The following is a 24,096-nucleotide window of genomic DNA, read 5'->3' as shown; positions in this document are numbered from 1 at the left end:
AAATGCTTAGACCTGCATTGCGTTTTAGTAGCTCAATATGTAAGAAATTAATAACCTGTGGCTTCATATTATTTGATCCACAGGTTATATTATTAAGATTATTTTTTTCGGCGATTATTGACTCTTTTTTCAATGACTATAGCTATACCTGAAACAACTACAGGAATTAAAATAAAAAATAGAATAAAGTTTATTGCATTTTCTTTGATTTTAATTTTGTCCAATAGTATCATATATAAAATGATAGCAATGAGAGAAATCATAAACCAGCGGTATCTTTTTTTAATAAAATTTTGAAATATATTCATTTGCCTTAATTTAAAACTATGATTAGAATGGCCACCAAGATACATTACAGGATATTACCTGATTTGAAAGATTGCCTAAGGAGGCAACAGCTGAAGTAAGAATTCCTCCGGCAAGAGCTCCGCCTAGTCCTAATGCACTACCTCCCATAGCTCCTTCAACAGCACCTATTGCATCAGCCCCTCCAAGTTTCCATATAGATATGCCGCAAGGTTTTTTTACCCTATCCACATCTATATCTGCTTCTATAGGTTTCGCTACAGTGTTGGCGGCGATTGAACTATTTTCTACTGGTCTACTCTTTATTTTAGGGTTTACTTGAATTGGATTAAGTAGGGTTACCCATTTGTTACCATTTTCATTCCAATATTTATAAGAATATATAGCTATGGATATAGGAACTCCTACCTCAAAAATTTCAGTATGAACATTCAATTTTAAGGCACGTTGTTTCAAGGTAATTAGTTTGTTTTGAAATTTTATATCATAGGTAGTAAATTTCCTAATAGCATTTTGAAAATCGTTTAAAATACTGTTAGCCCCCTCTGACAAATTCTTTTTATCATATTGAAAAGTAAGGTTAGTGGCTTTCCCAAGCTTTAGTGCTGAAACTTGATTGGTAAATTTCATTCCTTTTTCGTCAAAAAAAGATTTTGATTTTTGCAGTACTAAATTTTTAAATGTAGTAGTATCAAGAAATGATGTTTTTGTGTTTAAGATTTCAGTTAATATTAATTCTTGGTAATCATTGTGCCATTTTCCTGCACTATCCAATGCGCTTGAAAATGAAATCCCTTCTAAGCCGTATTTTGTGAATTCTTTTCCGGTAGTTTGACTGTTTAAATTTTGAAAATTGTCATTTTTATTACATGAATAAATTATTGTTGTTATCATTACACTTACAAGTATAACGATACATATTTTGGAACTCAATTTCATTTTATTAAATTTATTTAATAGTTCCTACTTTCAGAATTAGACGCTGTTTCAGAATAGTCCGTCAGCAATAAACAACGATAGTTGAACGAATTGTCTAGAATTTTTCATAAAACTACCCTTTAACTTATCCCAAACATATCAGACATAGGTATATCTCGAAGTTTATGCAAAAATGATCACGATTAAACCAATACGTCTATTGGTATAATAATGTAATATCATTGCTGATATACTTGTGATAAAATAAGGTTTATGAAAAATGCAAAAAAAGGAATGTATGGGAGTCGGAAAAAAGCTGAATTATTTTTGCTAAACCGAATGTAAGAAATTTAATAACAATTTCAAAAGTTTTTTTGGGAAGACAACAATCAACTTATCACTCCTTTCCAGATCAATAACAACAAAACAACACCTACAATGATTCTATATACTCCCCAAACTTTAAATCCGTACTTCTTTACAAAACCAATAAAGAATTTAATTGCTAAAATAGCAACAATAAATGCTGCTACATTACCAATTGCCAATTGTTTTATTTCTACCGATGTAAAGCCGCCAAAATCTTTATAATATTTGTACAACTTATAAGTTGTAGCTGCCAACATTGTTGGTACAGCTAAAAAGAATGAGAATTCTGCTGCAGCACTACGAGTTAAATTTTGTTGCATACCACCAATGATAGAGGCCGCACTACGACTCACTCCCGGCACCATTGCAATACATTGCCAAAAACCTATTGCAACAGCCTTGGGTAATGATATTTTTTCTTCAGATTCGATGGTTGGATGTTTAAACAGCTTATCAATGAATAATAAAATAACTCCTCCAAGTAACAGTGTAATAGCTACAGTAAGAGCACTATCTAACAAGGCATCGATCTTCTTTGAAAAAATAAAACCAAAAACCAAAGCTGGAATAACAGCTGCAGCAAGTTTTACATAAAACTGCCATTGTTTGAAATTGAAAAACTTTTTCCAGTATAGAACAACTACTGCCAGTATTGCCCCTAACTGTATTGCAACCGTAAATACTTTGATGAATTCGGTTTCTGTAATACCCAATAATTTTTCGGTAATGATCATGTGGCCGGTAGACGATATAGGTAGGAATTCGGTTAGCCCTTCTACTATAGCAATGATGATGGATTCAATCGTACTCATAAGTATGTGTTGAACAAAATAAAAATTGCGAAGCATAATACTCCGCAAATTTTTAATTATTATTTTTTATTTTTTAATTGTTCTTCGGTTTTTTCATGATAGCAACGATCTCTATCAAAAAGCCAACAATGATTAGTACCGGAGCAATGGTAATTCTTGTTGCACTGTATATTTCTGCATCATTGAATTTAGTAGGATCCTGACTTTTGCCGCCGGCCATTAAAAAAAAACCAATTGCCAATACTATTAATCCGGCAAGCATATATAAATAATTTTCTTTACCGAAAAGATCGGGAGTAGAAGTAGCCGGCTGTTGTTTTTTTATTGTACTCATATTTGAAAAATTGTTACAAAGTAAATCAATTAATACAGATCATCCAACTTCATTTTAAGGTATTTCAATACCGCACGGTGTGTGCTTCCCAACGAAATTGTAATGCCCAGAACAATGATCAACCCGAATAATAAGAATAGGTTTTTATTGTCATGTAATTGTTTCAGGTCTTCAGCAAAATTTTCAATTAATAGAATAGTGCCCCAAATGGCAACAATGGCTATGATCGATGCAATCAGGCCATTAATAATGGCTCTTATATTGATGGGCCTGGTTATAAAGCCTCTTGTTGCACCCACCATTTGCATGGTTTTAATTAAAAACCGGTTGCTGTACATGGCCAGCCTGATGGTGTTATCAATAGAGAATACAACCAGTATGGTCAATATGATAGCTGCAATCAGGAATATAGCTGCTACTGTTTTTACGTAAGTACTTACTTTTTGTACTGTTTCCGTAGGAAATTTGAATTCTTTGATAATACCCGGAAAAACCGTTTGCAGGTTATCCGATATAGCTGTCAGACTGTCTTTTTGTACATAATTCGCCTGCACATAAAAATCTACACTTGGTGGCAGAGGGTTATAATCCAGCATTTTTTTCCAGCTGCTGTCATTGTCTTTATTCCATATTTCTGCCGCCATTTCTTTTGTAATATGACGAACATCTCTTGCGTATGGGAACGATTTGATATAATTGGTCAAACTGTCAATTCTTTTAGCACCAGCCTCCGGATTAAGAAATGCCTGCACCTGAATCCTTTCTTTAAAGTAATCACCCGATTTACGAACATTCAGGAAGAACCAACCCAGCAGACCAAATAAAAATAATACCAATGCTACACCAATAATGGCATAGGCATAAGTGGGTTGACCTTTTTTGCTGCTTGCTTTTCCGAATTGAGACATAATAATACCGGTTTTGGGTTAGGAATTCAATTTATAGTGCTCTTTGGCAACGGGCAAAAATAATGGTTTTTACCTGCTTTAATGTACTTTTGCCACCTGTAAAAATGGCTCCTTTGCAAATATATTTTTATTGATTGATAGATGAGCAATAAGGGACTGTTAAAATTACTCTTTATCTGAAGTAAGAAGCTACCATCTGGTTCAAAATATTAAATATTCAATAGACAATAGTAAATACAAAATGGAATATAAGTTTAACGAGATCGAAGAAAAATGGCAAAAAGAATGGAAAGACAAAAATGTCTATAAAGTAGACAATAATTCTACCAAGCCAAAATATTATGTGCTTGATATGTTTCCTTACCCAAGCGGTGCCGGTTTGCATGTAGGCCACCCATTAGGATATATTGCTTCGGATATTTATGCTCGTTATAAAAGGCTAAAAGGCTTTAATGTATTGCATCCAATGGGATTTGATAGTTTTGGCTTGCCGGCAGAACAATATGCATTGGAAACAGGTCAGCATCCGGCAGAAACAACCAAGAAAAATATTGCAACATTTAAAAGTCAGTTAGATAAGATTGGTTTTTGTTATGATTGGGATAGAGAGATCCAAACAAGCAATCCGAATTATTATAAGTGGACACAAAAAATATTCTTAGAATTATTCAATAGTTATTTTGATATAAAAGAAAACAAAGCGAAACCTATTGCTGAGTTAGTGAAAGTTTTTGAAACGGAAGGGTCTAAGTCCATGGTCTATGGTCCATTGTCCGTCGACTTCACTGCAGAGCAATGGAAAGCATTTAGCAAAAAAGAGCAGGAAGATATTTTAATGAACCGCCGTTTGGCATTCAGTAAATATGGTGAAGTGAATTGGTGTGAGGCGTTGGGAACAGTGTTGGCAAATGATGAAGTAGTGAATGGTGTGAGTGAACGTGGTGGACACCCTGTAGTGAAAAAGAAAATGCGTCAATGGTATTTGCGTATTACGGCTTATGCCGATAGATTACTGGAAGGCCTGGAAACAGTAGATTTCAGCGAAAGCATGAAAGAAATGCAACGCAACTGGATCGGCAGAAGTGAAGGTGCGGAAATGGATTTCGCTATTAAAGGAACTGATAAAAACTTACGTGTATATACCACAAGGCCTGATACAATATTCGGAGTAGATTTTATGGTAGTAGCGCCGGAGCATGATCTGGTAAATGAAATAAAATCTGCTGAACAAGCAACTGCTGTTGATGAATATGTTGCTTATGTAAAAAGTAGAAGTGACGTAGATAGAATGGCGGAGAAAAAGATCACAGGTTGTTTTACCGGGGCATATGCCATCAATCCATTCGATGGAAAAGAAATTCCTATTTACATCAGTGAGTATGTATTGGCCGGTTATGGTACAGGTGCTATCATGGCGGTGCCTTGCGGCGATGAAAGAGATTTTAAATTTGCAAAACATTTTAATATTCCGATCACTAATATCATCGGAGAATTTTTTAATGGAGAAGAAGCCAACCCTACCAAAGAAGCAACTTTACAAAACAGTGGTTTCTTAAATGGCTTGTTGATGAAAGATGCGATAAGCGTTGCCGTTAGTAAGATAGAAGAGATGGGAATTGGGATTAAGAAGATCAACTATAAAATGAGAGATGCAGGCTTTAGTCGCCAGCGTTATTGGGGAGAACCATTTCCAATTGTTTGGCAAGATGAAACTGCTATTGCATTGGAAGAAAAAGACCTGCCATTGGAATTACCCCATGTAGATAAATATGGTCCGGGTAGAGAGGGTGAAGGTCCTCTCGGTAATTTGGAAGATTGGGTGAACACACCCGAAGGAAGAAGGGAAACTTCTACCATGCCTGGTTATGCAGGCAGTAGTTGGTATTTTTTACGTTACATGGATCCGAATAATGCTGAAGTTTTTTGCGATAAAAAAGCAAGTGATTACTGGAATCAGGTGGATGTATATGTAGGTGGTACAGAACATGCGGTAGGACATTTATTGTATAGCCGTATGTGGACGAAAGTGTTATTCGACCTGGGTTATATCAGCTTTGATGAACCGTTTAAGAAATTGGTGAATCAAGGGATGATACAAGGGAGTAGTAGGTTTGTGTATAGAGTTTCTTGGAATAGATTAGGGACGGGGTCTGATATTAATTTAAAACTTGATAATCTACCTATTGTTTTTTTATCAAAGCCTATCATAGATGAAATTAATGTTGGGCTAACAAATGTTATTAATGACGTTCAATTACAGTTAATAAATATACTAAAGGAAAAATACCCTGGAAACCATGAATTTACTTATTCTAACATTCAATATACACAATTACACGTTGATGTAAATATTGTTGATGGTGTTGAATTAAATGAAGAAGAATTCAAAAAATGGAAAAATGGAGAATTTGCCGATGCCAAGTTTATTGTAGAACATGGGGATGCATACATCTGCGGAGCAGAAGTAGAAAAAATGTCCAAATCGAAATACAACACTGTTAATCCTGATGAGTTGTGTAATAAGTTTGGAGCTGATACTTTTCGCATGTACGAAATGTTCCTTGGCCCGGTAGAGCAAAGCAAACCATGGGATACCAAGGGCATTGAAGGTGTTCACCGTTTTTTACGTAAACTATGGCGTTTGTTCTTTGATGATATCAAAGGCAAAGTATGGACAGATGAAAAAGCTACCGATGCTGAATTAAAAGTGTTGCATAAAACTATTAAGAAGATAGATGGAGATACTGCCAACTTCAGTTACAATACAGCCGTAAGTGCATTCATGGTTTGTGTAAATGAATTGGGAGAATTGAAATGTAATAAGAAAGAAATTCTAGAAAAAGTCTTGATCATTCTTGCGCCTTATGCTCCGCATATTGCAGAAGAATTATGGCATGCTGTTGGAAATACAACTACGATCTTAGATGCTGAATATCCTGCTGTTGAAGAGAAATATTTAATAGAATCTTCTAAAGAATATCCTGTATCTATCAATGGTAAAATGCGTACTACTATTGATATGGCTTTGGATATCACTCAGGAAGATGCAGAAAAAATTGTTTTGGCCAACGAAGTGGTACAAAAATGGCTGGAAGGTAAATCTCCCAAAAAGATCATTTACGTAAAGAATAAAATGGTGAATGTGGTGATATAGTCTCTGGCCAACCCCGTCAGCGGTTGAAAACCCTGACGGCGGTTAACAAAAAGAACTACCTGCCAAAATCAATACTGCTAATATAGATGACGATCGCAATCAGTACGGTCAATAAGATCAGCCCAATAAGCAAATTTTTTTTACCCTTTCTTTTTTTCTCTTCAGAAGAGCTAAAGAATTGAATGCCACCAATAATCAGCATAATTGCAGATGAAATTAACAGTGCAAGAGGAATCAAAAGAAGAATTGCCATATAGTTTAGGTTGACTTGTTATACTAAAAATACTTCCTTCTGAACCTTTTATAGTTAAAAAATGTTTAAACCGTGGCGTTGGTGTCGAAAAATAGTACCTTTGACCGGTTAAATAATTGCATGAACAGTAAGCCCGGCGAACTTCTTAGTAAAATTAACTCACCTGACGATCTTAAAAAGATCAGTAGAGAGGATTTGCATAAAGTGTGCGATGAACTGCGTCAGTACATCATTGATGTAGTGAGTGTGCACGGTGGGCATTTTGCTGCATCTTTAGGTGTGGTTGAATTAACAGTTGCATTGCATTATATCTACAACACGCCATACGATCAATTGGTATGGGATGTGGGCCATCAGGCATATGGTCATAAAATACTCACAGGCCGTAGAGATAATTTTTATACTAACAGAAAATACCAGGGACTCAGCGGTTTTCCAAAACGCAGCGAAAGTGTGTACGATACATTTGGTGTAGGACATTCTTCTACTTCTATCAGTGCAGCTTTGGGTATGGCTATAGCTTCCAAATTAAAAGGAGAGGACAGGAAAAGTGTGGCAGTGATCGGCGATGGTTCTATGACAGCAGGTATTGCGTTTGAAGCAATGAACCATGCCGGTGTTGCTGATGCCGATATGCTGATCGTGTTGAATGATAATGGCATTGGTATCGACCCCAATGTTGGGGCACTCAAAGAATATTTGACGGATATCACCACTTCGCCTACTTATAATAAAGTAAAAGATGATGTGTGGAATTTGCTCGGCAAATTACCTGTTGGTAAACAGTTTACCCGTGCGATGGGACAAAAACTTACCGATGGATTGAAAGGGATGGTCAACGGTCATGCGAATTTATTTGAAGCGTTGAAACTGCGTTATTTCGGTCCTATTGACGGGCATAATATCAGTAAACTTGTTGATACATTACAAGATCTTAAAAAAATACCCGGTCCGAAAATTTTACACATAGTAACGGTAAAGGGTAAAGGATATTCACTTGCAGAAAAAGATCAAACAAAATGGCACGCCCCCGGTTTGTTTGATAAAGTTACCGGCGAGATACAGAAGAAAACATTCGATCTGCCTCAACCGCAAAAGTATCAGGATGTGTTTGGACGAACCATGATTGAGTTGGCAGAGTCGAACGAAAAAGTGATGGGCATTACACCGGCTATGCCAAGTGGTTCTTCATTAAAATATATGATGGCGAAAATGCCACACAGGGCATTTGATGTTGGTATTTGCGAACAACATGCCGTTACATTAAGTGCCGGTTTAGCAACACAGGGCATGAAAGTGTTCTGTAATATTTATTCTTCGTTCATGCAAAGAGCCTATGATATGGTGGTGCATGATGTAGCCATACAAAACCTTCCTGTAATATTTTGTTTAGATAGGGCAGGGCTTGTTGGAGAAGATGGCCCTACACATCATGGCTGTTATGATATAGCTTATATGCGTTGTATTCCCAACATGATCGTTAGTGCACCGATGAACGAAAAGGAATTGCGTAACCTCATGTACACAGCACAGTTAGCAAGTACAAAACATCCGATCGTTATTCGTTATCCACGTGGGGAAGGAGTTATAGCTGATTGCCAGCCTGATAATATGGCTGAAAAATATCCTTTCGAAGTAATACAAATAGGTAAAGGACGAAAAATAAAAGATGGTAAAGAAATTGCTATTCTCTCTTTCGGCCATCCCGGAAACTTCGCTGCTGCTGCAATACGTGATGTAAAGAATGACGGCATTACCCCGGCTCATTATGATATGCGTTTTGCCAAACCTTTAGATGAAGAACTGTTACACGAAGTGTTCAGTCAATACAATAAAATTATTACCATTGAAGATGGTACTGTCGTTGGTGGCTTCGGCTCAGCTGTTTTAGAATTCATGAGCGAACACGGCTATAAAGCTGATGTAAAGATCATGGGTATACCCGACAGATTGGTTGAACACGGCACTCCTAAACAGTTATACGATGAGATTGGTATGGATGCCAATCATATTGCCGATGCGTTAAGGTCAATGGTTGGCGTAAAAGTTCTGCAATAACTCCTCAATCAGATTATTATTCAAATTGTTAAGATTTCTCAATTAACTTTTTCTTGCAAATTATCTCTGCTAAAATTGTATGGAAAATAGGTTTTGTTATATCAAACCTGTTAAAATCCTTCAATGAAATTTTTCCTTAAACTTACAGCAACATTTCTCTTGCTTATCATCAGCATTTCTGCGGTGGCATATTTTTTTTGGTATAAACCAAAGTTCAGTAAACATGCAGATAAAGGCGCATTTGTAATCAAAAAAAATGAGATCGATAAACCAATACTTGCAAGATTAAAAAGTAAAGCAGAAAATATTGCTGCTTATGCAAAGGCAAATCATTACAATGAGCAGTATTGTTTTATGATAGACATGAAGATCGAATCCGGCAAAAAAAGATTTTTTGTTTATGATCTTGATAATGATACAATTGAATTAGCCGGATTGGTTGCACATGGTAGCGGAAAAGATAATACAGATGAGATCAAATTTTCAAATGAACCCGGTAGTTTGTGCAGTTCACTTGGAAAGTATAAAATCGGTAAACCGTATGATGGTAAATTCGGATTGGCTTATAAACTTTACGGACTGGATAAAACAAACAGCAATGCATTCAATCGCTTTGTAGTGTTGCATTCACATTCCTGTATTCCAAATGAAGAAACCGCTCCGGTTCCTATATGTGAAAGCTGGGGTTGCCCTACAGTAGCACCGAATTTCTTACAAACCTTAAGTCAATATATCAATAAAAGTACCGACCCAATATTACTGTATATCTATCAATAAAAGGGTTGGCACAACTGTCAACCCTTTTATAATACTTACGATTGAAAATCCATCGGTACTTCAATAGCCAATAACTCTGCATCTTCACTTGCAGTAATAGTAAAACTATCCGCTTCTATACCAACAGCATCTCTTTTGCCTAATTGTACATCACCAACAGTTACACCGCCATTGATCACTACCAGAAACACACCATTTCCTTTAAATGCGTTTGTATATTCTATTTGTTTCCCAGCAGTTAAGTTGGTTAATGCAAAACGGGCATCCTGGTTGATCCATAATGCATTATCTGCTTCATTCGGACTAACAACAACCTGCCATTTATTTTGTCTGTCATTAGCGTCAAATGTTCTTTGATCGTATCTAGGTTTAATATTTTCAACTTTTGGATATACCCAAATTTGAAACAATGTAACAGGGTCTGTGGCAGAAGCATTGGCCTCACTATGTTGTATACCGCTACCGGCGCTCATTATTTGCACATCACCTGCTTTGATCACACCTTGTCCGCCAGTACTGTCTTTATGCTGAATAGCACCTGTGAACGGTATTGTAACAATTTCCATATTGTCGTGCGGATGCGTATGAAATACACCGCCACCTGCAATGAAATCATCATTCAATACCCTTAATAAACCAAAGTGTACTTTTTCAGGATTGTGATACTGACTAAAACTAAAATAATAGTTGGGCTTTAACCATCCATAATCAGCAGAGCCTCTGTCGCTTGCTTTAAATATTGTTGCTTTCATAATTGTAAATTTAAAATTCAATGTTTAAACATCAAATTTAATGCCATTGAATCAGACTGCCAAAATAGCAAAAAAAATCCTCCCGAAGGAGGATCATATTTTAATTCAGTGATTCTTCGCCTGGTAAGAGTCCAACAATGTCTTCCTCACGAGCATCATTCCATTCAATGATAAAATTATTTCTGCCTTCCCCTACAGCCAATGTCATATATTTCATTTGTACCAGTTCCAGCAAAGAAAGGAACAAGAAGATAGCGTGTATCCTGTCTTCGCAGATATCAAATATCTTTTCAAAAGTTACGGTCTTTTCTTTTCTGCAAGTATCTAGCATAAATTCCCTACTGGCTTCCATGGTGTAATTGTATTGCACCACTGTATGCACAGGTTTATTATTTCTTTCATGTAATTTTTGAATGACCTTTTCAAAAGCCTTCATCAATTTAAATAAAGTAACAGTTTGTATTTCTGTTCCTTCGCCTGCTTCTTCGCCGATCTGTGCCAGTTCTTTTTGCAGATTACCTCTTTTGATCATCAGCATTCTTTCAGCTTCCATTTCAGCCATTCTTGCAGAAGCCTCTTTAAATTTCTTATATTCAAGAATTTTGTTGATCAGTTCTTGTCTTGGATCTATCTCATTTCCTTGCTCATCCAGTTCTTTACGTGGTATCAGCATTTTAGCTTTGATACGCATCAAAGTACTGATGAATAAAATGAACTCACTGCTCAGTTCAATATTCAATTTTTCTGTTTGATGAATAAAATCCAAAAAGTCGTTGGTGATCTTGGTAATAGGAATATTATAAATATCCAATTCATCTCTTTCTATGAAGAAAAGTAACAGATCGAAAGGACCTTCAAATTGATCGAGTTTTATTTGATAAGAAGTTGTATTCGCCACATGTAAATTTTTAATGTAAAAGCCCCCAACAGGTTGGGGGCAAATGTATCAATTAGTTAATAAAATTCAGGCTCAAAAACCTCGAAATAACACCAATGTGTATAAATCCCTCTATAACCTGAAATTAGCCTATAGTTTATAGCTTAAACCCACGCCGATACTGTGTTGGGTTTGAAAACGACCCACCTCAAAATCGTTATAACGGGCATTAAAACTTACTGTAGTGCCAATGTATTTGTTTACGGTGAGGGTAAATAAATTAGACCAGTCCAACACAAGATTGCCCGGTTTATTTAAGTAGTTCGAATAAACGGTTGCTACCGATTTATAGTTAATACCTTTTGCAATGTCTTTATTGTATTTAGCCTGTGTAAAGAAACCCACACCGAGGTCGGTGGTTTTGCCTGAGTCAACTCCAAATGCATTAATATTTTTAAAGGAGGATGCAAATTTCGTTGTAAGGTTCACCATTGCAGGCGAGATCAATAAGTTGAATGCTTCGCTGGGCTTATATAAAACACCCGGTCCTAATTTAATGTAGCCGGGTGTCATCAGGTATTGTTCAAACTGACTTTCTAAACTAAAGAAGCCGGCATAGCTCCATTGTTTACTGAATGATGAGGCGTAAATAGAACTGAAGTTCAGGTAATCGTCATTTTTTAAGAATTTAGAGCCCGTAGAAGTAGCCCTTGTAACGCCGTATCTTGCTCGAAAAGAGTTCAACCAATTTGTTTTTCCTTTCTTTTTATCGAAATTATAATCAAGAATTCCTTTTATGCCTAAAGCAAATTTTTCTCCACCCTTTATCCAGTAATCATTTCTGCCCGATTCATTTATTGCAATATTAATGGTGCCACCTTTGGTCCAGCCATCTTTTAGATCAGCTTTTGTTTTGGTAAGATTAGCAACACCGTCTTCAGCAATTTTTTTTGCTTGATCGGTACTTGTTTGTGCATTGGCAATTGTTGCCGTTAAGAGGCTTAGCGCTAGTAAATAATTTTTCTTCATCTTAATAATTGTTATAAAAAAACGGTCTTGCTAAAAGCAAGACCGCTGCAAAAGTAATTATATATTTTATTTCTTTAAAGCATCTCTGATTTCCATTAATAATGCATCGGTAGATGAAGGGCCGGCAGGTGGTGCAGCTTCTTCTTTTTTCTTTGTTGCGTTTATAGCTTTAACAATAATGAAAAGCACGAAAGCGATTACGAGAAATTTAATTATTGCCGCAAGAAAATTTCCATATTTGACAGCACCCCACGAAAGTTGGGCAATATTTTCTGCATTGGCAGCTTTCAAAGCTGGATTAAGCAACAACGGAGTGATAACATCGTCAACAAGTGATGATACAATGGCACCGAAGGCCCCGCCGATAACAACAGCTACAGCAAGGTCAACTACATTGCCCTTTGTAACAAACTCTTTAAATTCTTTTACTAGTCCCATATTAGTATGTTTTGGTTTTAAATAAAGTTAATAAAAATATGTTTTTTACTTGAATTAAATAATTAATTCTCCGGCACAAAAGGAAAATTATTTTGAAGATAAAATGCATCTTTGCTGACTAATCTTTTTGTGTGAGTAAAAACCTTCTTAACTGGCTGATATTTATTTTTCTGTCCTTTGTATGGGGCAGCAGTTTCATTCTGATGAAGATCGGATTACAAACGCTTAATTCATTTCAGGTATCTGCATTGCGTATAGCATCGGGAGGGCTATTCTTTCTACCACTTGCTATTAAATATATAAAAGATGTTCCTCGTAATAAATTGTTCCTCGTTTGCATAAGTGGTACGATCGGCAACCTTATTCCTGCATTATTATTTTGTTTGGCCGAAGAAGGCATAGGTAGTGCTTTAACCGGGATGCTGAATTCACTTACACCAATATTTGTAATGATCACCGGGGTAATGTTCTTTAATACAAAAACCACCACCGATAAAGTAATTGGTATCTGCATTGCTTTTTTGGGAAGTGTTTTATTAATGCTGAGCGATGATAAAAGTTTACAACAGCAATACAAGCAAATAGGTTTTGCATTGTTTGTAGTATTGGCAACAGTATTGTATGGTTATAATGTGAACCTTGTTGGTAAAAAGTTACATGAAATTGGCTCATTGAGAATTGCATCAATAGCATTGGCTTCAAATGGTATCGTAGCCTTGATCGTACTGGCTTGTACCGGTTATTTTTCTTTACCGCTTAGTAATCATGATCTACTAATTTCATCAGGAGCAGGAATAATATTGGGTGTTGTTGGAACTGCTATTGCAACAGCTTTGTTCTATGTATTGGTAAAAAGAGCCGGTGGTATTTTTGCTAGTATGGTCACATATGGTATGCCCTTCGTTGCAATTTTTTGGGGAATAATTGCAGGCGAAAAATTCGGACTAAAGCAGGTTGGATGTTTATTGGTCATGTTGATTGGTGTGTATATTACCAACAGAAAAAAAAATTAAGCTTTTAGTTCTTCTCTCAGCTCCTTCGCAGTTTTACTGCTTCCATCATGGCTCCAGCCCGGTGGCATAAAAAGATATTTCAATTTTGTAAAGAAGGATGTTTTCTTTTGCAGGTCTTTTCCAATACTTTGCCATTCATGGAAAATTATTTTCAATGGGTGATAGGGATTGTCTAATGATTTTGTTAATCCGTATTTTACCGGTTCTTCAGGAATTTCTTCCTGAAAAGTGCCAAACATTTTATCCCAAATGATCAGGCACATGCCCATGTTCTTGTCAAGATACAATATGTTGCTGGCATGATGAACTCTGTGATGACTTGGGCTTACAAAAAGTATCTCAAACCATTTCGGCATTTTTTTGATTGCTTGTGTATGCACCAGTATTCCGTATATCTGTGTAATCGAATACATGAAAACAATATCTACGGGGTTGAAACCAAGCAATGCTAACGGTATAAAATACACGAAACGATACAATGGTTGAAATACCGATGACCGGAAACCGGTAGTTAAATTGAATTCTTCGGATGAATGATGGGTAACATGTACTGCCCAAAAAACCCGACAGTAATGATCTACCCTGTGCTCAATATAAAATGCCAGATCTTCTAAAATAAACAGTACTAACCAGTATATCCAACCGAATGGTTTAAACGAATAGATAGCATGGGTATAAAACCATTGAAGAATGATGAAGAGATATACAGCCCTGAAAAGAAGGTCTATTCCGGCATTGATCAAAGACAAATAAATGTTTTGAATTACCCCTTTGAGACTATAATATTTTTTTACATGGAGATGGCTAAACAACATTTCAGCTCCTATAACAATAATGTATAAAGGAGTGGTGAGAAGGATTAATGTTGTTTCATCAAACTTAAAAGGCATATTGAAAATTATGAGTTATGAATGATGAATGATAAATTAAAGACATTCATAACTTATCATTCATCATTCATAATTGTTTACACCGCCATGATCTCTTTATCCTTCGCTTCGAGGTGTTTTTCAACCAAGCTGATAAATTTATTGGTAAGTTCCTGTATTTCTGCCTCTGCATCTTTTGCAGCATCTTCACTTAGTCCGTCTTTTTGAAGTTTTTTTACTTGCTCAATTGCATCTCTGCGAATATTCCTGATAGAAACTTTTGCATTCTCACCTTCACCGTTACATTTTTTTACCAGCTCTTTTCTTCTCTCTTCGGTTAACGGTGGTAAATAAAGACGTATAAAATTTCCATCGTTTTGAGGATTGATGCCAATGTTTGCTGCGATGATCGCTCTCTCGATTGGTTGAAGCATATTTTTTTCCCAAGGTTGTACCGAAATGGTACGGGCATCTAATACAGATATATTGGCAATCTGAGCCAAAGGAGTAGGTGAGCCATAATATTCTGCTACAATTCCATCAAGCATGTTGGGGTTGGCTTTTCCGGCACGAATTTTTACCAGTTCAGCCTCTAAGTGATTGATTGCCTTTCTCATGGTTGATTCGGCATCCATCTTTATTAAATCTAATTCTTCTGACATACAATTAAAATTACTTAGTTGCAAAGCTAAAGAAAAGAATGATGCAATGAGGGAGGAAATTTCTGAAGAGAGGTATAATAAATGTGCGATGTACGATTTGGGATTTACGATTTTATTATACTTAATGGTGTTACAATTTTCATTTTCTTTTCAAAGTTTGAAAAATCGAAAATCGTACATCCAACATCGTACATAAAGCTAGTCTGCTTCTACAGCTTCCGAAGCAAGCGTAAAGATCTTACGTGGTTTTAAAACAGCTTCTTCTCTTTTTATTTTCTGATTAGCACCGGAGAGATGCTTTCTGCGAATGTAATAGATCAGCCCGATAATTGCTACAGCTGTTGCCAGTACAATGCTTAATACAATAGTAGTACCTAGATCTCTCAATAAAAATGCCATTGCTATAAAACCAATATTTACACTTAGGCAAACAAAAGTTATTTTTTTGTGATTCAAGCCAAGATCCAATAAGAAGTGGTGTACATGTGTTCTATCCGGACTAAAAGGAGAGCGTCTGTCCAAAATACGTAGCCCAAAAACACGAAGTGTATCAAACAAAGGCACAATCAAAATTGCAAACCCTATTGCAGGAGCAGCTTCGAAGTGAAGTGTTGTAGCAGGATTGCCGGCAACATTAATAAATTTGATCACCAACACCGAATTCACTAATCCGATCAGCAGTGAACCGGTATCACCCATGAATATTTTTGCAGGAGAGAAATTATAAATCAAGAAAGCGATCAAACTTCCGGATAATGCAAATGCCATAACAGCGTACATGCCTTGACCGACATAAAAGAAATATGTTCCGAAAACGAGTGTTGTTAAAAGTCCCAGGCTTCCTGCCAAACCATCTACCCCGTCTATTAGGTTAAACGAATTGGTAATTACTAAAGCAGTAAAAAATGTAAGTGCAAGGCTGGCAGTTTGAGGAATTTCATTGATTCCAAATAGACCATGCATATCGTTTATCTGTAATCTGCCGAACCAAATAATAATGCCACAGGCAATTACCTGTCCGAGAAACTTTTTTGCTGCTGATAATACAAGGATATCATCTTTAATACCAAGGAAAAAAATAACAATAGCGGCTGCTGCAAAAAACTGGAGCTCTCTGCCGCTGGCAGATGGAACACCGATTAAAGTAGCTAATATAAATCCGGCAAAAATACCCAAGCCACCTAAAGTCGGGATAACGACCTTGTGTACCTTTCTTTCATCTGGCTCATCAAAAAGTTTTTTATCTCGGGCAACCTGAATGATTATCGGGATTGCAAAAAATGTAATCAAAAAAGCCAATGCAGCACTAAGCAAAATATGATCCATGCCAAAGGGTATTGTAAACGTAATCAAAAATTCAAATACAGCTTCCGTGTTGCGAAAGGGGTATTTGTACAGTTAGTTTTGGAGCCACAACTTAGCAAAAATTGATGGGGAAAAAAAATTTTAAACTCGAATTTTTTAGAAAACCGCCAGATATCACCACTTATTCTTGAAAATGAGGAGAATGTTGAGAATCGCCCTTTATTTGCCAAAAAATGTAGTTTTTACTTTGGTTAATGCGGCTATTTAAAGTAGGTTTGCACCCACAATAAAAGAAAAATGAGCAAATTACAAGATACAGCTACCCAGATTCGCCGCGATATAGTAAGAATGGTACATGCGGTTCAAAGCGGACACCCGGGTGGATCATTGGGGTGTACAGATTTTTTAACTGCTTTATACTTTAAAGTAATGAAACATAATCCATCTTTTAACATGGATGGAGTAGGTGAAGATGTTTTTTTCTTAAGTAATGGGCACATTTCACCGGTATTCTACAGTGTATTGGCTCGTAGCGGCTATTTCCCAACTCAGGAATTAAGCACTTTCAGAAAGATCAACAGTCGTTTGCAGGGGCATCCTACTACACATGAGCACTTACCGGGAGTACGTATGGCTAGTGGTTCATTAGGACAGGGTTTAAGTGTAGCAGCCGGAGCAGCTTTGGCGAAAAAACTGAATAACGACACAAATTTGGTTTTTTCATTGCATGGTGATGGAGAACTGGATGAAGGTCAGAATTGGGAAGCTGCAATGTTTGCTGCTCATCATAAAGTAGATAATTTAATTGCTACGGTGGATTGGAATGGTCAGCAAATTGATGGCCCAACCGATAAGGTGATGGCGCTTGGTAACTTGGCAGCTAAATTTGAAGCTTTTGGCTGGGAAGTAGTACATCTTGAAAAAGGAAATGATGTGGATGAAGTAGTAGCTACTCTAGAAAAAGCCAAAACATTGACGGGGAAAGGTAAACCGATCGTTATTTTGATGAAAACAGGCATGGGACATGGTATAGATTTTATGGAAGGTAGTCACGAATGGCATGGAATTGCACCGAATGATGAACAATTGGCCAAGGCATTGGCTCAACTGCCTGAAACATTAGGTGATTATTAAAATAGAGATTTCTAAGATCAATACGATTTTTATGAAAGGGCTTTCACTTTGTGAAGGCCCTTTTTTATCTGAGTTCGATTGCCTGATTGGCTGCTTTACGTGCAGGTAAAAAGGATGCTAAGAAGGTAATGAATAAAACAGTGAGCGTTACTAGGGCAAAATCCGTTATCTGTAGTTTCACCGGGAAATAATCTATTAGAAAAGAACTGCCCTGCAAGGAGATTAATTTATATTTCATCTGCAAAGCGCAAATGATCACAGCTAATACAATTCCAGTAGCAGCTCCAATGATACCCAATAATAATCCTTCGCTGAGAAAGATCTTATAGATCATTTTTTTATCGGCACCCATACTTTGTAAGATATTAATGTCTTTTTGTTTTTCTAAAACCAGCATGGTCAATGCACTCAGCATATTAAAAGCAGCTATCAGCAGTATCAAAGTAAGCAGCGCATAAATGAACCATTTTTCTAATCGTAAAGTTGTATAAAGACTTGTATTCTGTTCATATTTCGTTTGAACCTTATAGTTAGCTCCCAGCAGTTTTGACAGATTTTGTTGAATAAGTTTTGGGTTGACACCATTCAGAGATTTGATCTCAAGTGCACTGTACTCATCTTTCTCAAAAGCCATTTGCTGTTTTACAAAATCGATGTTAGTAATGGCATATTTAGAATCGAAGTCTTGTTGGATAGCAAATACACCAGTGGCTGTTGTAACACCCTCACTAAGCGCTTGCAACGGATCGGAGAAAGCAGCATTTCCTTTTTTTGCCAGAATTACCACCGGTTTAGATGCAGGGAAAGCGCCTTCCGTATTTATGAAAGCCGCATTTTGTACGCCATAGCCAACAATAAGTCCGGGATCGTCTATAGTACCTATATTAAATTTCCCTTGAACGATTTTTCCGGGTACACCACTTACTTTTAAAAAATTATTGTCAACTCCTTTTAAATAAACAGCGGTTTGACCATCATCATTTTTTAAAAGTGCTTTTTCTTCAGCTATTAGTGAAACGGCTTCAATGCCCTGTTGTTTTTTTACGGAGGTTAATTGTTCAGGAGTGATGGTAAAAGTTTTTCCTTTAGAAGGAACAACTTTCAGATCGGTATAAAAAGATGCGTACAAAGATTTTACAAGATCTTCAAAACCATTAAAAACACTTAATACTAAAATTTGACAGGCTGTAGCAAAGGCAATTACACCAACTGTAACCCATGCAATAATATTGATGGCATTGGCACTTTTTTTTGCTTTAAAATATCTCCAGGCAAAACGTAGGTACATCTCTAGATAGTCCATGATCCATGGACCATGGTCTATTTATTATTTTCGTCTTTCTTTATTTTATCAAACAACTCTTCCATTTTAAAAACATAATCCAGTGTATCGTCAATAAAAAATTTGAGCATAGGAACACTACGTAATTGATGTCGAACCCTGGTGCCTAACTCCTTACGGATCTCTTTGTTTTTTTCTTCTATGGTATGAAGAGTGGCCTGCGTATCTTTTATTTGAAACATGCTCAGGTAAACTTTTGCTTCAAAAAGATCAGGAGTGATTTTTACGGAAGCGATGGATATCATACCGCCATCCATCATGTTTAAACCCATACGACGAAAAATATCATTCAATTCTTCGTTGATCAATCCGGCCACTTGTTTCTGACGTTTGGTTTCTGCTTGCATTGTATTATAGTTGTGCTTGTAAAGTTAAACTGTTTGGGGCATTTAATTGCGTAAATAGAAAATGGAGAACCACCGAAGTAATTCTCCATTTTTAATTATTAAGTTTTAATTATTTCACCGCTCCCATCTTAGCTTCAATGCTAAGTGTAGCATGGGGTACAGCACGTAAACGGGCTTTGTCTATTAATTTGCCGGTTACCCTGCAAATACCATAGGTTTTGTTCTCGATACGCATTAAAGCTTTTTCAAGATGATCAATAAAAGTGATCTGGCGGCTTGCCATCTGACTTAATTGTTCTCTTTCCATGCTCAGACTTCCGTCTTCCATTGTCATGTAACGATTGTCTGTATCGTCACCACCCATTTCATCCTTACGGGTAATAAGGCCATGTAAATAAGCCAATTCTTTTTTAGCTGCTTCTAACTTGCGTTGAATCAGTTCTTTGAATTCGGCTAATTCGCCATCGCTGTAACGTTGAGATGGAGCTCCCGGATCGGTTGGGGTTTTGTCTAATACAGACTTAGTAAAATCAGGTTGATACTTACGCACGGTTTTAGTTGAGATTTTTGGAATGACTACTGGTTTTGGAGCAGGGACTTTAATGTCTTTTGCTTTTACCGGAACCGATGGTTTTACCGGAGCAGACTTAACTTCTACTGCTTTTTTTGTTTCAATGTTTTTTGTCATAGGTTTTGCTGCCGGCTTAATAATAGCTTTGGCAGGGCTTTTTTTAACTTCTGCTTTTTTGGGAGCAGGTTTAGCGACTTTTTTTGCAGGAGCTGCTTTTTTAGCAACTACAACCTTTTTTGCCGCAGGTTTTGAGGATTTTGGAGCAGGCTTAGCGACCTTTTTAGGGGCAGGCTTTGCAGCGGCCTTTTTAGGGGCTACTTTTTTTACAGGCACAGCTTTTTTAATGGGTTTAGCTGGTTTTTTAGCAGCAGGTTTAGCCACTTTCTTTTTTGTTGCCATACTACTCTCCTTTTTTATAAACGTTGACTTTTAATATGGCTTCGTTCACCTCAACTTCTGTGCCGCCCTTTAAAGAGGGCAAAAAGACAAGCGAATCTGCCAAAATTTCGCCGCAAATATAATCTTTAAATTCAATTAAAGAAGCTTGCAGCCCTTGATTTTCCAATACTTCCACATTTATTTTATCTGTTAGTTCAAAACCACTGTCTTTACGGATGTTTTGAACCTTGTTTACAAACTCTCTGGCATCTCCTTCGCTTTTTAGGGCAGGGGTGATGGTTATGTCCAAAGCTACGGTTAAACTTCCTTTATTCGCTACTTCATATCCCGGAATTTCATCCGTAGTTATTTCCAGATCTTCGCTGCCGATATAAATTGGTTCAACGCCTTCGGCTTCATAATTGGGATTCAGCAGATAAGGGCCTTCCTGTATTTTATCGATAGTAGCGTTGTCGAATTTTGCAATTTCATCCGCAGCCCATTTCATCTTGGCACCAAGTTTTTTTCCAAGGGTTTTAAAATTCGCTTTTGTTTTTTTTCTAATAAAATCATTATCGACGGACAAAACTTCAACTTCTTTGATATTGGTTTCTGCTTTGATGATCTCTTCCACTTGTTTTATTCTTGCAGCCATTTCATTATCCAAGGCAGGGATAAAAACTTTTTGGAGCGGCTGCCGAACTTTAATATTTACTTTTTTATTTTTACGAAGCGATAATATTAAAGACGAAGCATCTTGAGCTAGCAACATTCTTTTTTCAAGATTGGAATCAATGACCGCATCATTAGCTTTTGGAAAGTCTGTATGATGCACCGATTCATTTGTAAATCTTTTCGATACATCATTTAAATTACTGAACAACCAATCTGCAAAGAATGGAGCGATCGGTGCCATCAATTTGCATAAAGTTTCCAAACATTCATATAGGGTTTGATAAGCACAAATTTTATCGTGTTCGTATTCACCTTTCCAGAAACGACGACGGCATAAACGAACATACCAGTTACTCAATAAAGAATCTACAAACTCTTCAATAGCACGACCTGCTTGGGTTGGTTCGTAATCATCAAAACTTTGTTGTGTATTTTTTATTAATGAATTTAAACAGGATAAGATCCATTGATCTATCTCCGGTCTGTCTTTTACAGGGATATAATTTTCTTTAAAAGTAAAGCCATCAACATTTGCATACAATGCAAAAAACTGGTACGTATTATAAAGTGTTCCGAAGAATTTTCTTTGTACCTCTTTGATACCTTCTGTATCAAATTTCAAACTATCCCATGGAGATGCATTGGTGATAAGATACCATCTTGTTGCATCAGCACCATAACTATTGATGGTTTCAAACGGGTCAACAACATTGCCTAAGCGTTTGCTCATTTTGTTACCACTCTTATCCAACACCAAACCATTACTCACTACAGCTTTGTATGCAACAGAATCAAATAACAAAACACCTAATACATGCAGTGTATAAAACCATCCACGTGTTTGATCCACACCTTCGGCAATAAAATCTGCCGGAAAATTTTGTTTAAATGTTTCTTTATTTTCAAAAGGAAAATGCCATTGGGCATAAGGCATAGCTCCACTATCGAACCAAACGTCTACCAAGTCTGGTACACGTTTCATCGGCTTGCCGTCGGTTGATACCAATGTAATGTCATCTACATATGGTTTATGCAGATCGAGTATGCCTTCATGTAAGTAATGCTTATTCGTTTCACCGCCTAATGCCTCTGCTGCCTTTTTAATTTCTTCGTTTAATTCTGCTATCGAACCGATACATTTTTCTTCACTACCATCTTCCGTACGCCAGATCGGTAGAGGAGTTCCCCAATAACGGCTACGGCTCAGGTTCCAATCAACCATATTCTCTAACCAGTTGCCAAAGCGACCGGTGCCTGTTGCCGCAGGTTTCCAATTGATGGTTTTATTGAGCTCCACCATTTTATCTTTTGCTGCAGTGGTTTTAATGAACCATGCATCTAACGGATAATAAATGATCGGCTTATCTGTACGCCAGCAATGAGGATAGTTATGCTCGTATTTTTCTACTTTAAAAGCTCTGTTCTCTAGTTTTAATTTTACGGCTATGTCTACATTTACATCAACATATTCTTTTTCGTCTTTGTAATTTTTTACATAACGACCGCTGAATTCTCCAACATCGTCCACGAATTTTCCTTCTCTGTCAACAAGGGTTAAAATGCCCAGGTTGTTTTTCTTTCCAACTTTAAAATCATCTGCGCCAAAAGCAGGAGCAGTGTGCACAATACCGGTACCATCTTCTGTAGTAACAAATGAATCTACTAATACTCTGAACGGTTTTGCACCAGGTGTGATTTCTTCAATTACTTTGGGTGAGTTGGCTTCGTAAGGAAGGAGTTGTTCGTATTCGCAGCCTTCAATTTGTGATCCTTTAAATTCAGCCAATATTTTCCACGCTGATATTTTCTTCGTGTCTGAGTGGCTAACTAATTTAAATCCGGTTTTTATGGAATTGATATCGATACCAGTTAAATCAAAGTATTTGTTCAATAATTGTTTGGCAAGAATAACATTGACCGGAACGTTCAGGTATGGATTGTAAGTTTCTACAAGAACATAATCGATGTTCGAGCCAACCGTTAAGCCAAGATTAGAAGGAAGTGTCCATGGTGTTGTCGTCCATGCTAAGAAAAAGGTGTCGGAAGTCTGGGGTCTGGCGTCGAGCATCTGTTTGAGGTCTAACATCTGTGTGAAGTCAATCTCACCCATGTTCTCGATTGCTTTAAATAAAAACTCACTCTTTTCATTCCTGATCGCCTTGAACATCACCGTTGCACTCGTATCCTTCACATCTTTATATGTACCAGGCTGATTTAACTCATGAGATGATAAACCCGTGCCGGCAGCAGGAGAGTAGGGTTGGATACTTACACTTTCATATAAATAACCTTTCTTATATAATTCAGATAAACACCACCATAGTGTTTCAACGTAATTATTTTCAAAAGTTACATACGGGTTGTTCAGATCAACCCAGTAACCCATCTTTTTAGTAATATCATCCCACTTGTCTTTAAATTTCAATACTTCCCTACGACAAGTAGCATTGTATTCTTCTACCGATATTTTTTTACCGATATCTTCTTTAGTAATGCCCAACAACTTTTCAACACCTAATTCCACCGGCAAACCATGGGTGTCCCATCCACCTTTACGTTTTACCTGAAAACCCTGCATGGTTTTGTATCGGCAAACCAGGTCTTTTAGTGTTCTGGAAATAACATGGTGAATACCGGGCATACCATTGGCACTTGGCGGACCTTCATAGAAAACAAATGGTGTTTTGCCCTCTCTCAGGTCAACGCTTTTTTGAAATGCATTGGCATCATTCCATTTTTTTAGAATCTCTTCTCCTATGGTAGGTAAGCTAAGTTGCTGATATTCTTTGTATTTGGTACTCATATATTATTCCGG

Annotated in this window: 22 protein-coding genes; 5 read left to right on the top strand and 17 right to left on the bottom strand. The window is 36.8% G+C overall.

Features of this window, described 5'->3' with window-relative positions; genetic code table 11:
* Positions 1 to 98: 98 nt before the first annotated feature.
* The 5 genes from ACQ33O_RS01635 to ACQ33O_RS01615 form a co-directional block, all read right to left on the bottom strand.
* Positions 99 to 308, bottom strand: a complete 210-nt coding sequence (locus ACQ33O_RS01635) for a hypothetical protein (protein WP_430993804.1) — start codon at positions 306 to 308, stop codon at positions 99 to 101.
* Between the two features lie 22 nt (positions 309 to 330).
* A complete protein-coding gene (locus ACQ33O_RS01630) occupies positions 331 to 1,245 on the bottom strand; it encodes a hypothetical protein (RefSeq protein ID WP_430993803.1) in 915 nt (304 codons plus the stop codon).
* Positions 1,246 to 1,613: 368 nt separating this feature from the next.
* Positions 1,614 to 2,405 carry an undecaprenyl-diphosphate phosphatase gene (locus ACQ33O_RS01625; RefSeq protein WP_430993802.1) on the bottom strand — a complete coding sequence of 264 codons (792 nt, stop codon included), beginning with the start codon at positions 2,403 to 2,405 and terminating at the stop codon, positions 1,614 to 1,616.
* 73 nt (positions 2,406 to 2,478) lie between these two features.
* A complete protein-coding gene (locus ACQ33O_RS01620; protein ID WP_430993801.1) occupies positions 2,479 to 2,739 on the bottom strand; it encodes a DUF3098 domain-containing protein in 261 nt (86 codons plus the stop codon).
* Between the two features lie 29 nt (positions 2,740 to 2,768).
* The gene (locus ACQ33O_RS01615) at positions 2,769 to 3,647 is read right to left on the bottom strand and encodes a cell division protein FtsX (protein ID WP_430993800.1); all 879 of its coding nucleotides are present in this window, start codon (positions 3,645 to 3,647) and stop codon (positions 2,769 to 2,771) included.
* Between the two features lie 241 nt (positions 3,648 to 3,888).
* On the opposite strand from ACQ33O_RS01615, the gene ACQ33O_RS01610 reads away from it, so the two are divergent.
* Positions 3,889 to 6,801, top strand: a complete 2,913-nt coding sequence (locus ACQ33O_RS01610) for a class I tRNA ligase family protein (RefSeq protein ID WP_430993799.1) — start codon at positions 3,889 to 3,891, stop codon at positions 6,799 to 6,801.
* 55 nt (positions 6,802 to 6,856) lie between these two features.
* Here the strand turns inward: ACQ33O_RS01610 and ACQ33O_RS01605 are convergent, their stop codons facing one another.
* Complete coding sequence (locus ACQ33O_RS01605) at positions 6,857 to 7,054, bottom strand: hypothetical protein (RefSeq protein ID WP_430993798.1); 198 nt, start codon at positions 7,052 to 7,054, stop codon at positions 6,857 to 6,859.
* A 120-nt stretch (positions 7,055 to 7,174) separates the two neighbouring features.
* Here ACQ33O_RS01605 and dxs point away from each other — a divergent pair, with 120 nt between their 5' ends.
* Positions 7,175 to 9,112 carry a 1-deoxy-D-xylulose-5-phosphate synthase gene (gene dxs, locus ACQ33O_RS01600; protein ID WP_430993797.1) on the top strand — a complete coding sequence of 646 codons (1,938 nt, stop codon included), beginning with the start codon at positions 7,175 to 7,177 and terminating at the stop codon, positions 9,110 to 9,112.
* A gap of 123 nt (positions 9,113 to 9,235) precedes the next feature.
* The gene (locus tag ACQ33O_RS01595; RefSeq protein ID WP_430993796.1) at positions 9,236 to 9,889 is read left to right on the top strand and encodes a murein L,D-transpeptidase catalytic domain-containing protein; all 654 of its coding nucleotides are present in this window, start codon (positions 9,236 to 9,238) and stop codon (positions 9,887 to 9,889) included.
* A 35-nt stretch (positions 9,890 to 9,924) separates the two neighbouring features.
* Here the strand turns inward: ACQ33O_RS01595 and ACQ33O_RS01590 are convergent, their stop codons facing one another.
* The 4 genes from ACQ33O_RS01590 to mscL form a co-directional block, all read right to left on the bottom strand.
* Positions 9,925 to 10,641 (bottom strand): pirin family protein, encoded by a 717-nt coding sequence (locus ACQ33O_RS01590; RefSeq protein ID WP_430993795.1) that lies wholly within the window; start codon positions 10,639 to 10,641, stop codon positions 9,925 to 9,927.
* A gap of 100 nt (positions 10,642 to 10,741) precedes the next feature.
* Complete coding sequence (locus tag ACQ33O_RS01585; RefSeq protein WP_430993794.1) at positions 10,742 to 11,539, bottom strand: segregation and condensation protein A; 798 nt, start codon at positions 11,537 to 11,539, stop codon at positions 10,742 to 10,744.
* Positions 11,540 to 11,668: 129 nt separating this feature from the next.
* A complete protein-coding gene (locus ACQ33O_RS01580; RefSeq protein WP_430993793.1) occupies positions 11,669 to 12,547 on the bottom strand; it encodes a DUF3078 domain-containing protein in 879 nt (292 codons plus the stop codon).
* A 66-nt stretch (positions 12,548 to 12,613) separates the two neighbouring features.
* Positions 12,614 to 12,985: a large conductance mechanosensitive channel protein MscL gene (gene mscL, locus ACQ33O_RS01575; RefSeq protein WP_430993792.1), complete on the bottom strand. Its 372-nt coding sequence runs from the start codon at positions 12,983 to 12,985 to the stop codon at positions 12,614 to 12,616.
* 131 nt (positions 12,986 to 13,116) lie between these two features.
* Between mscL and ACQ33O_RS01570 the strand changes: the two genes are divergently transcribed.
* Entirely contained in the window at positions 13,117 to 13,998 is an 882-nt protein-coding gene (locus ACQ33O_RS01570; RefSeq protein WP_430993791.1) for a DMT family transporter, read from the top strand.
* Here the strand turns inward: ACQ33O_RS01570 and ACQ33O_RS01565 are convergent.
* The 3 genes from ACQ33O_RS01565 to ACQ33O_RS01555 form a co-directional block, all read right to left on the bottom strand.
* Complete coding sequence (locus tag ACQ33O_RS01565) at positions 13,995 to 14,888, bottom strand: sterol desaturase family protein (protein WP_430993790.1); 894 nt, start codon at positions 14,886 to 14,888, stop codon at positions 13,995 to 13,997. The genes ACQ33O_RS01570 and ACQ33O_RS01565 overlap by 4 nt on opposite strands.
* Before the next feature lie 77 nt (positions 14,889 to 14,965).
* Complete coding sequence (gene frr / locus ACQ33O_RS01560) at positions 14,966 to 15,529, bottom strand: ribosome recycling factor (protein WP_430993789.1); 564 nt, start codon at positions 15,527 to 15,529, stop codon at positions 14,966 to 14,968.
* Between the two features lie 198 nt (positions 15,530 to 15,727).
* Complete coding sequence (locus ACQ33O_RS01555) at positions 15,728 to 16,855, bottom strand: glycosyltransferase family 4 protein (protein ID WP_430993788.1); 1,128 nt, start codon at positions 16,853 to 16,855, stop codon at positions 15,728 to 15,730.
* A 276-nt stretch (positions 16,856 to 17,131) separates the two neighbouring features.
* Here ACQ33O_RS01555 and ACQ33O_RS01550 point away from each other — a divergent pair, with 276 nt between their 5' ends.
* The gene (locus ACQ33O_RS01550) at positions 17,132 to 17,968 is read left to right on the top strand and encodes a transketolase (protein WP_430993787.1); all 837 of its coding nucleotides are present in this window, start codon (positions 17,132 to 17,134) and stop codon (positions 17,966 to 17,968) included.
* Positions 17,969 to 18,032: 64 nt separating this feature from the next.
* Here ACQ33O_RS01550 and ACQ33O_RS01545 read toward each other — a convergent pair whose 3' ends face one another.
* The 4 genes from ACQ33O_RS01545 to ileS form a co-directional block, all read right to left on the bottom strand.
* Positions 18,033 to 19,271 (bottom strand): FtsX-like permease family protein, encoded by a 1,239-nt coding sequence (locus tag ACQ33O_RS01545; RefSeq protein ID WP_430993786.1) that lies wholly within the window; start codon positions 19,269 to 19,271, stop codon positions 18,033 to 18,035.
* A gap of 17 nt (positions 19,272 to 19,288) precedes the next feature.
* Positions 19,289 to 19,657 (bottom strand): 30S ribosome-binding factor RbfA, encoded by a 369-nt coding sequence (rbfA, locus tag ACQ33O_RS01540; protein ID WP_430993785.1) that lies wholly within the window; start codon positions 19,655 to 19,657, stop codon positions 19,289 to 19,291.
* A 109-nt stretch (positions 19,658 to 19,766) separates the two neighbouring features.
* On the bottom strand, positions 19,767 to 20,627 hold the full coding sequence (locus ACQ33O_RS01535; protein WP_430993784.1) for a TraR/DksA family transcriptional regulator: 861 nt from the start codon (positions 20,625 to 20,627) through the stop codon (positions 19,767 to 19,769).
* A gap of 1 nt (position 20,628) precedes the next feature.
* Positions 20,629 to 24,084, bottom strand: a complete 3,456-nt coding sequence (gene ileS / locus ACQ33O_RS01530; protein WP_430993783.1) for an isoleucine--tRNA ligase — start codon at positions 24,082 to 24,084, stop codon at positions 20,629 to 20,631.
* Positions 24,085 to 24,096 lie beyond the last annotated feature (12 nt).

It is taken from the genome of Ferruginibacter sp. SUN002, assembly GCF_050611725.1.
GTDB lineage: Bacteria > Bacteroidota > Bacteroidia > Chitinophagales > Chitinophagaceae > Ferruginibacter.
This window is presented reverse-complemented; position numbering and strand designations above follow the sequence as displayed.

Bases quoted from the DNA above. Each gene is read 5' to 3' on its own strand.
- ACQ33O_RS01635 (WP_430993804.1), bottom strand. From the start codon at position 308: ATGAATATATTTCAAAATTTTATTAAAAAAAGATACCGCTGGTTTATG.
- ACQ33O_RS01630 (WP_430993803.1), bottom strand. From the start codon at position 1,245: ATGAAATTGAGTTCCAAAATATGTATCGTTATACTTGTAAGTGTAATG.
- ACQ33O_RS01625 (WP_430993802.1), bottom strand. From the start codon at position 2,405: ATGAGTACGATTGAATCCATCATCATTGCTATAGTAGAAGGGCTAACC.
- ACQ33O_RS01620 (WP_430993801.1), bottom strand. From the start codon at position 2,739: ATGAGTACAATAAAAAAACAACAGCCGGCTACTTCTACTCCCGATCTT.
- ACQ33O_RS01615 (WP_430993800.1), bottom strand. From the start codon at position 3,647: ATGTCTCAATTCGGAAAAGCAAGCAGCAAAAAAGGTCAACCCACTTAT.
- ACQ33O_RS01610 (WP_430993799.1), top strand. From the start codon at position 3,889: ATGGAATATAAGTTTAACGAGATCGAAGAAAAATGGCAAAAAGAATGG.
- ACQ33O_RS01605 (WP_430993798.1), bottom strand. From the start codon at position 7,054: ATGGCAATTCTTCTTTTGATTCCTCTTGCACTGTTAATTTCATCTGCA.
- dxs (WP_430993797.1), top strand. From the start codon at position 7,175: ATGAACAGTAAGCCCGGCGAACTTCTTAGTAAAATTAACTCACCTGAC.
- ACQ33O_RS01595 (WP_430993796.1), top strand. From the start codon at position 9,236: ATGAAATTTTTCCTTAAACTTACAGCAACATTTCTCTTGCTTATCATC.
- ACQ33O_RS01590 (WP_430993795.1), bottom strand. From the start codon at position 10,641: ATGAAAGCAACAATATTTAAAGCAAGCGACAGAGGCTCTGCTGATTAT.
- ACQ33O_RS01580 (WP_430993793.1), bottom strand. From the start codon at position 12,547: ATGAAGAAAAATTATTTACTAGCGCTAAGCCTCTTAACGGCAACAATT.
- mscL (WP_430993792.1), bottom strand. From the start codon at position 12,985: ATGGGACTAGTAAAAGAATTTAAAGAGTTTGTTACAAAGGGCAATGTA.
- ACQ33O_RS01565 (WP_430993790.1), bottom strand. From the start codon at position 14,888: ATGCCTTTTAAGTTTGATGAAACAACATTAATCCTTCTCACCACTCCT.
- frr (WP_430993789.1), bottom strand. From the start codon at position 15,529: ATGTCAGAAGAATTAGATTTAATAAAGATGGATGCCGAATCAACCATG.
- ACQ33O_RS01555 (WP_430993788.1), bottom strand. From the start codon at position 16,855: ATGGATCATATTTTGCTTAGTGCTGCATTGGCTTTTTTGATTACATTT.
- ACQ33O_RS01550 (WP_430993787.1), top strand. From the start codon at position 17,132: ATGAGCAAATTACAAGATACAGCTACCCAGATTCGCCGCGATATAGTA.
- ACQ33O_RS01545 (WP_430993786.1), bottom strand. From the start codon at position 19,271: ATGGACTATCTAGAGATGTACCTACGTTTTGCCTGGAGATATTTTAAA.
- rbfA (WP_430993785.1), bottom strand. From the start codon at position 19,657: ATGCAAGCAGAAACCAAACGTCAGAAACAAGTGGCCGGATTGATCAAC.
- ACQ33O_RS01535 (WP_430993784.1), bottom strand. From the start codon at position 20,627: ATGGCAACAAAAAAGAAAGTGGCTAAACCTGCTGCTAAAAAACCAGCT.
- ileS (WP_430993783.1), bottom strand. From the start codon at position 24,084: ATGAGTACCAAATACAAAGAATATCAGCAACTTAGCTTACCTACCATA.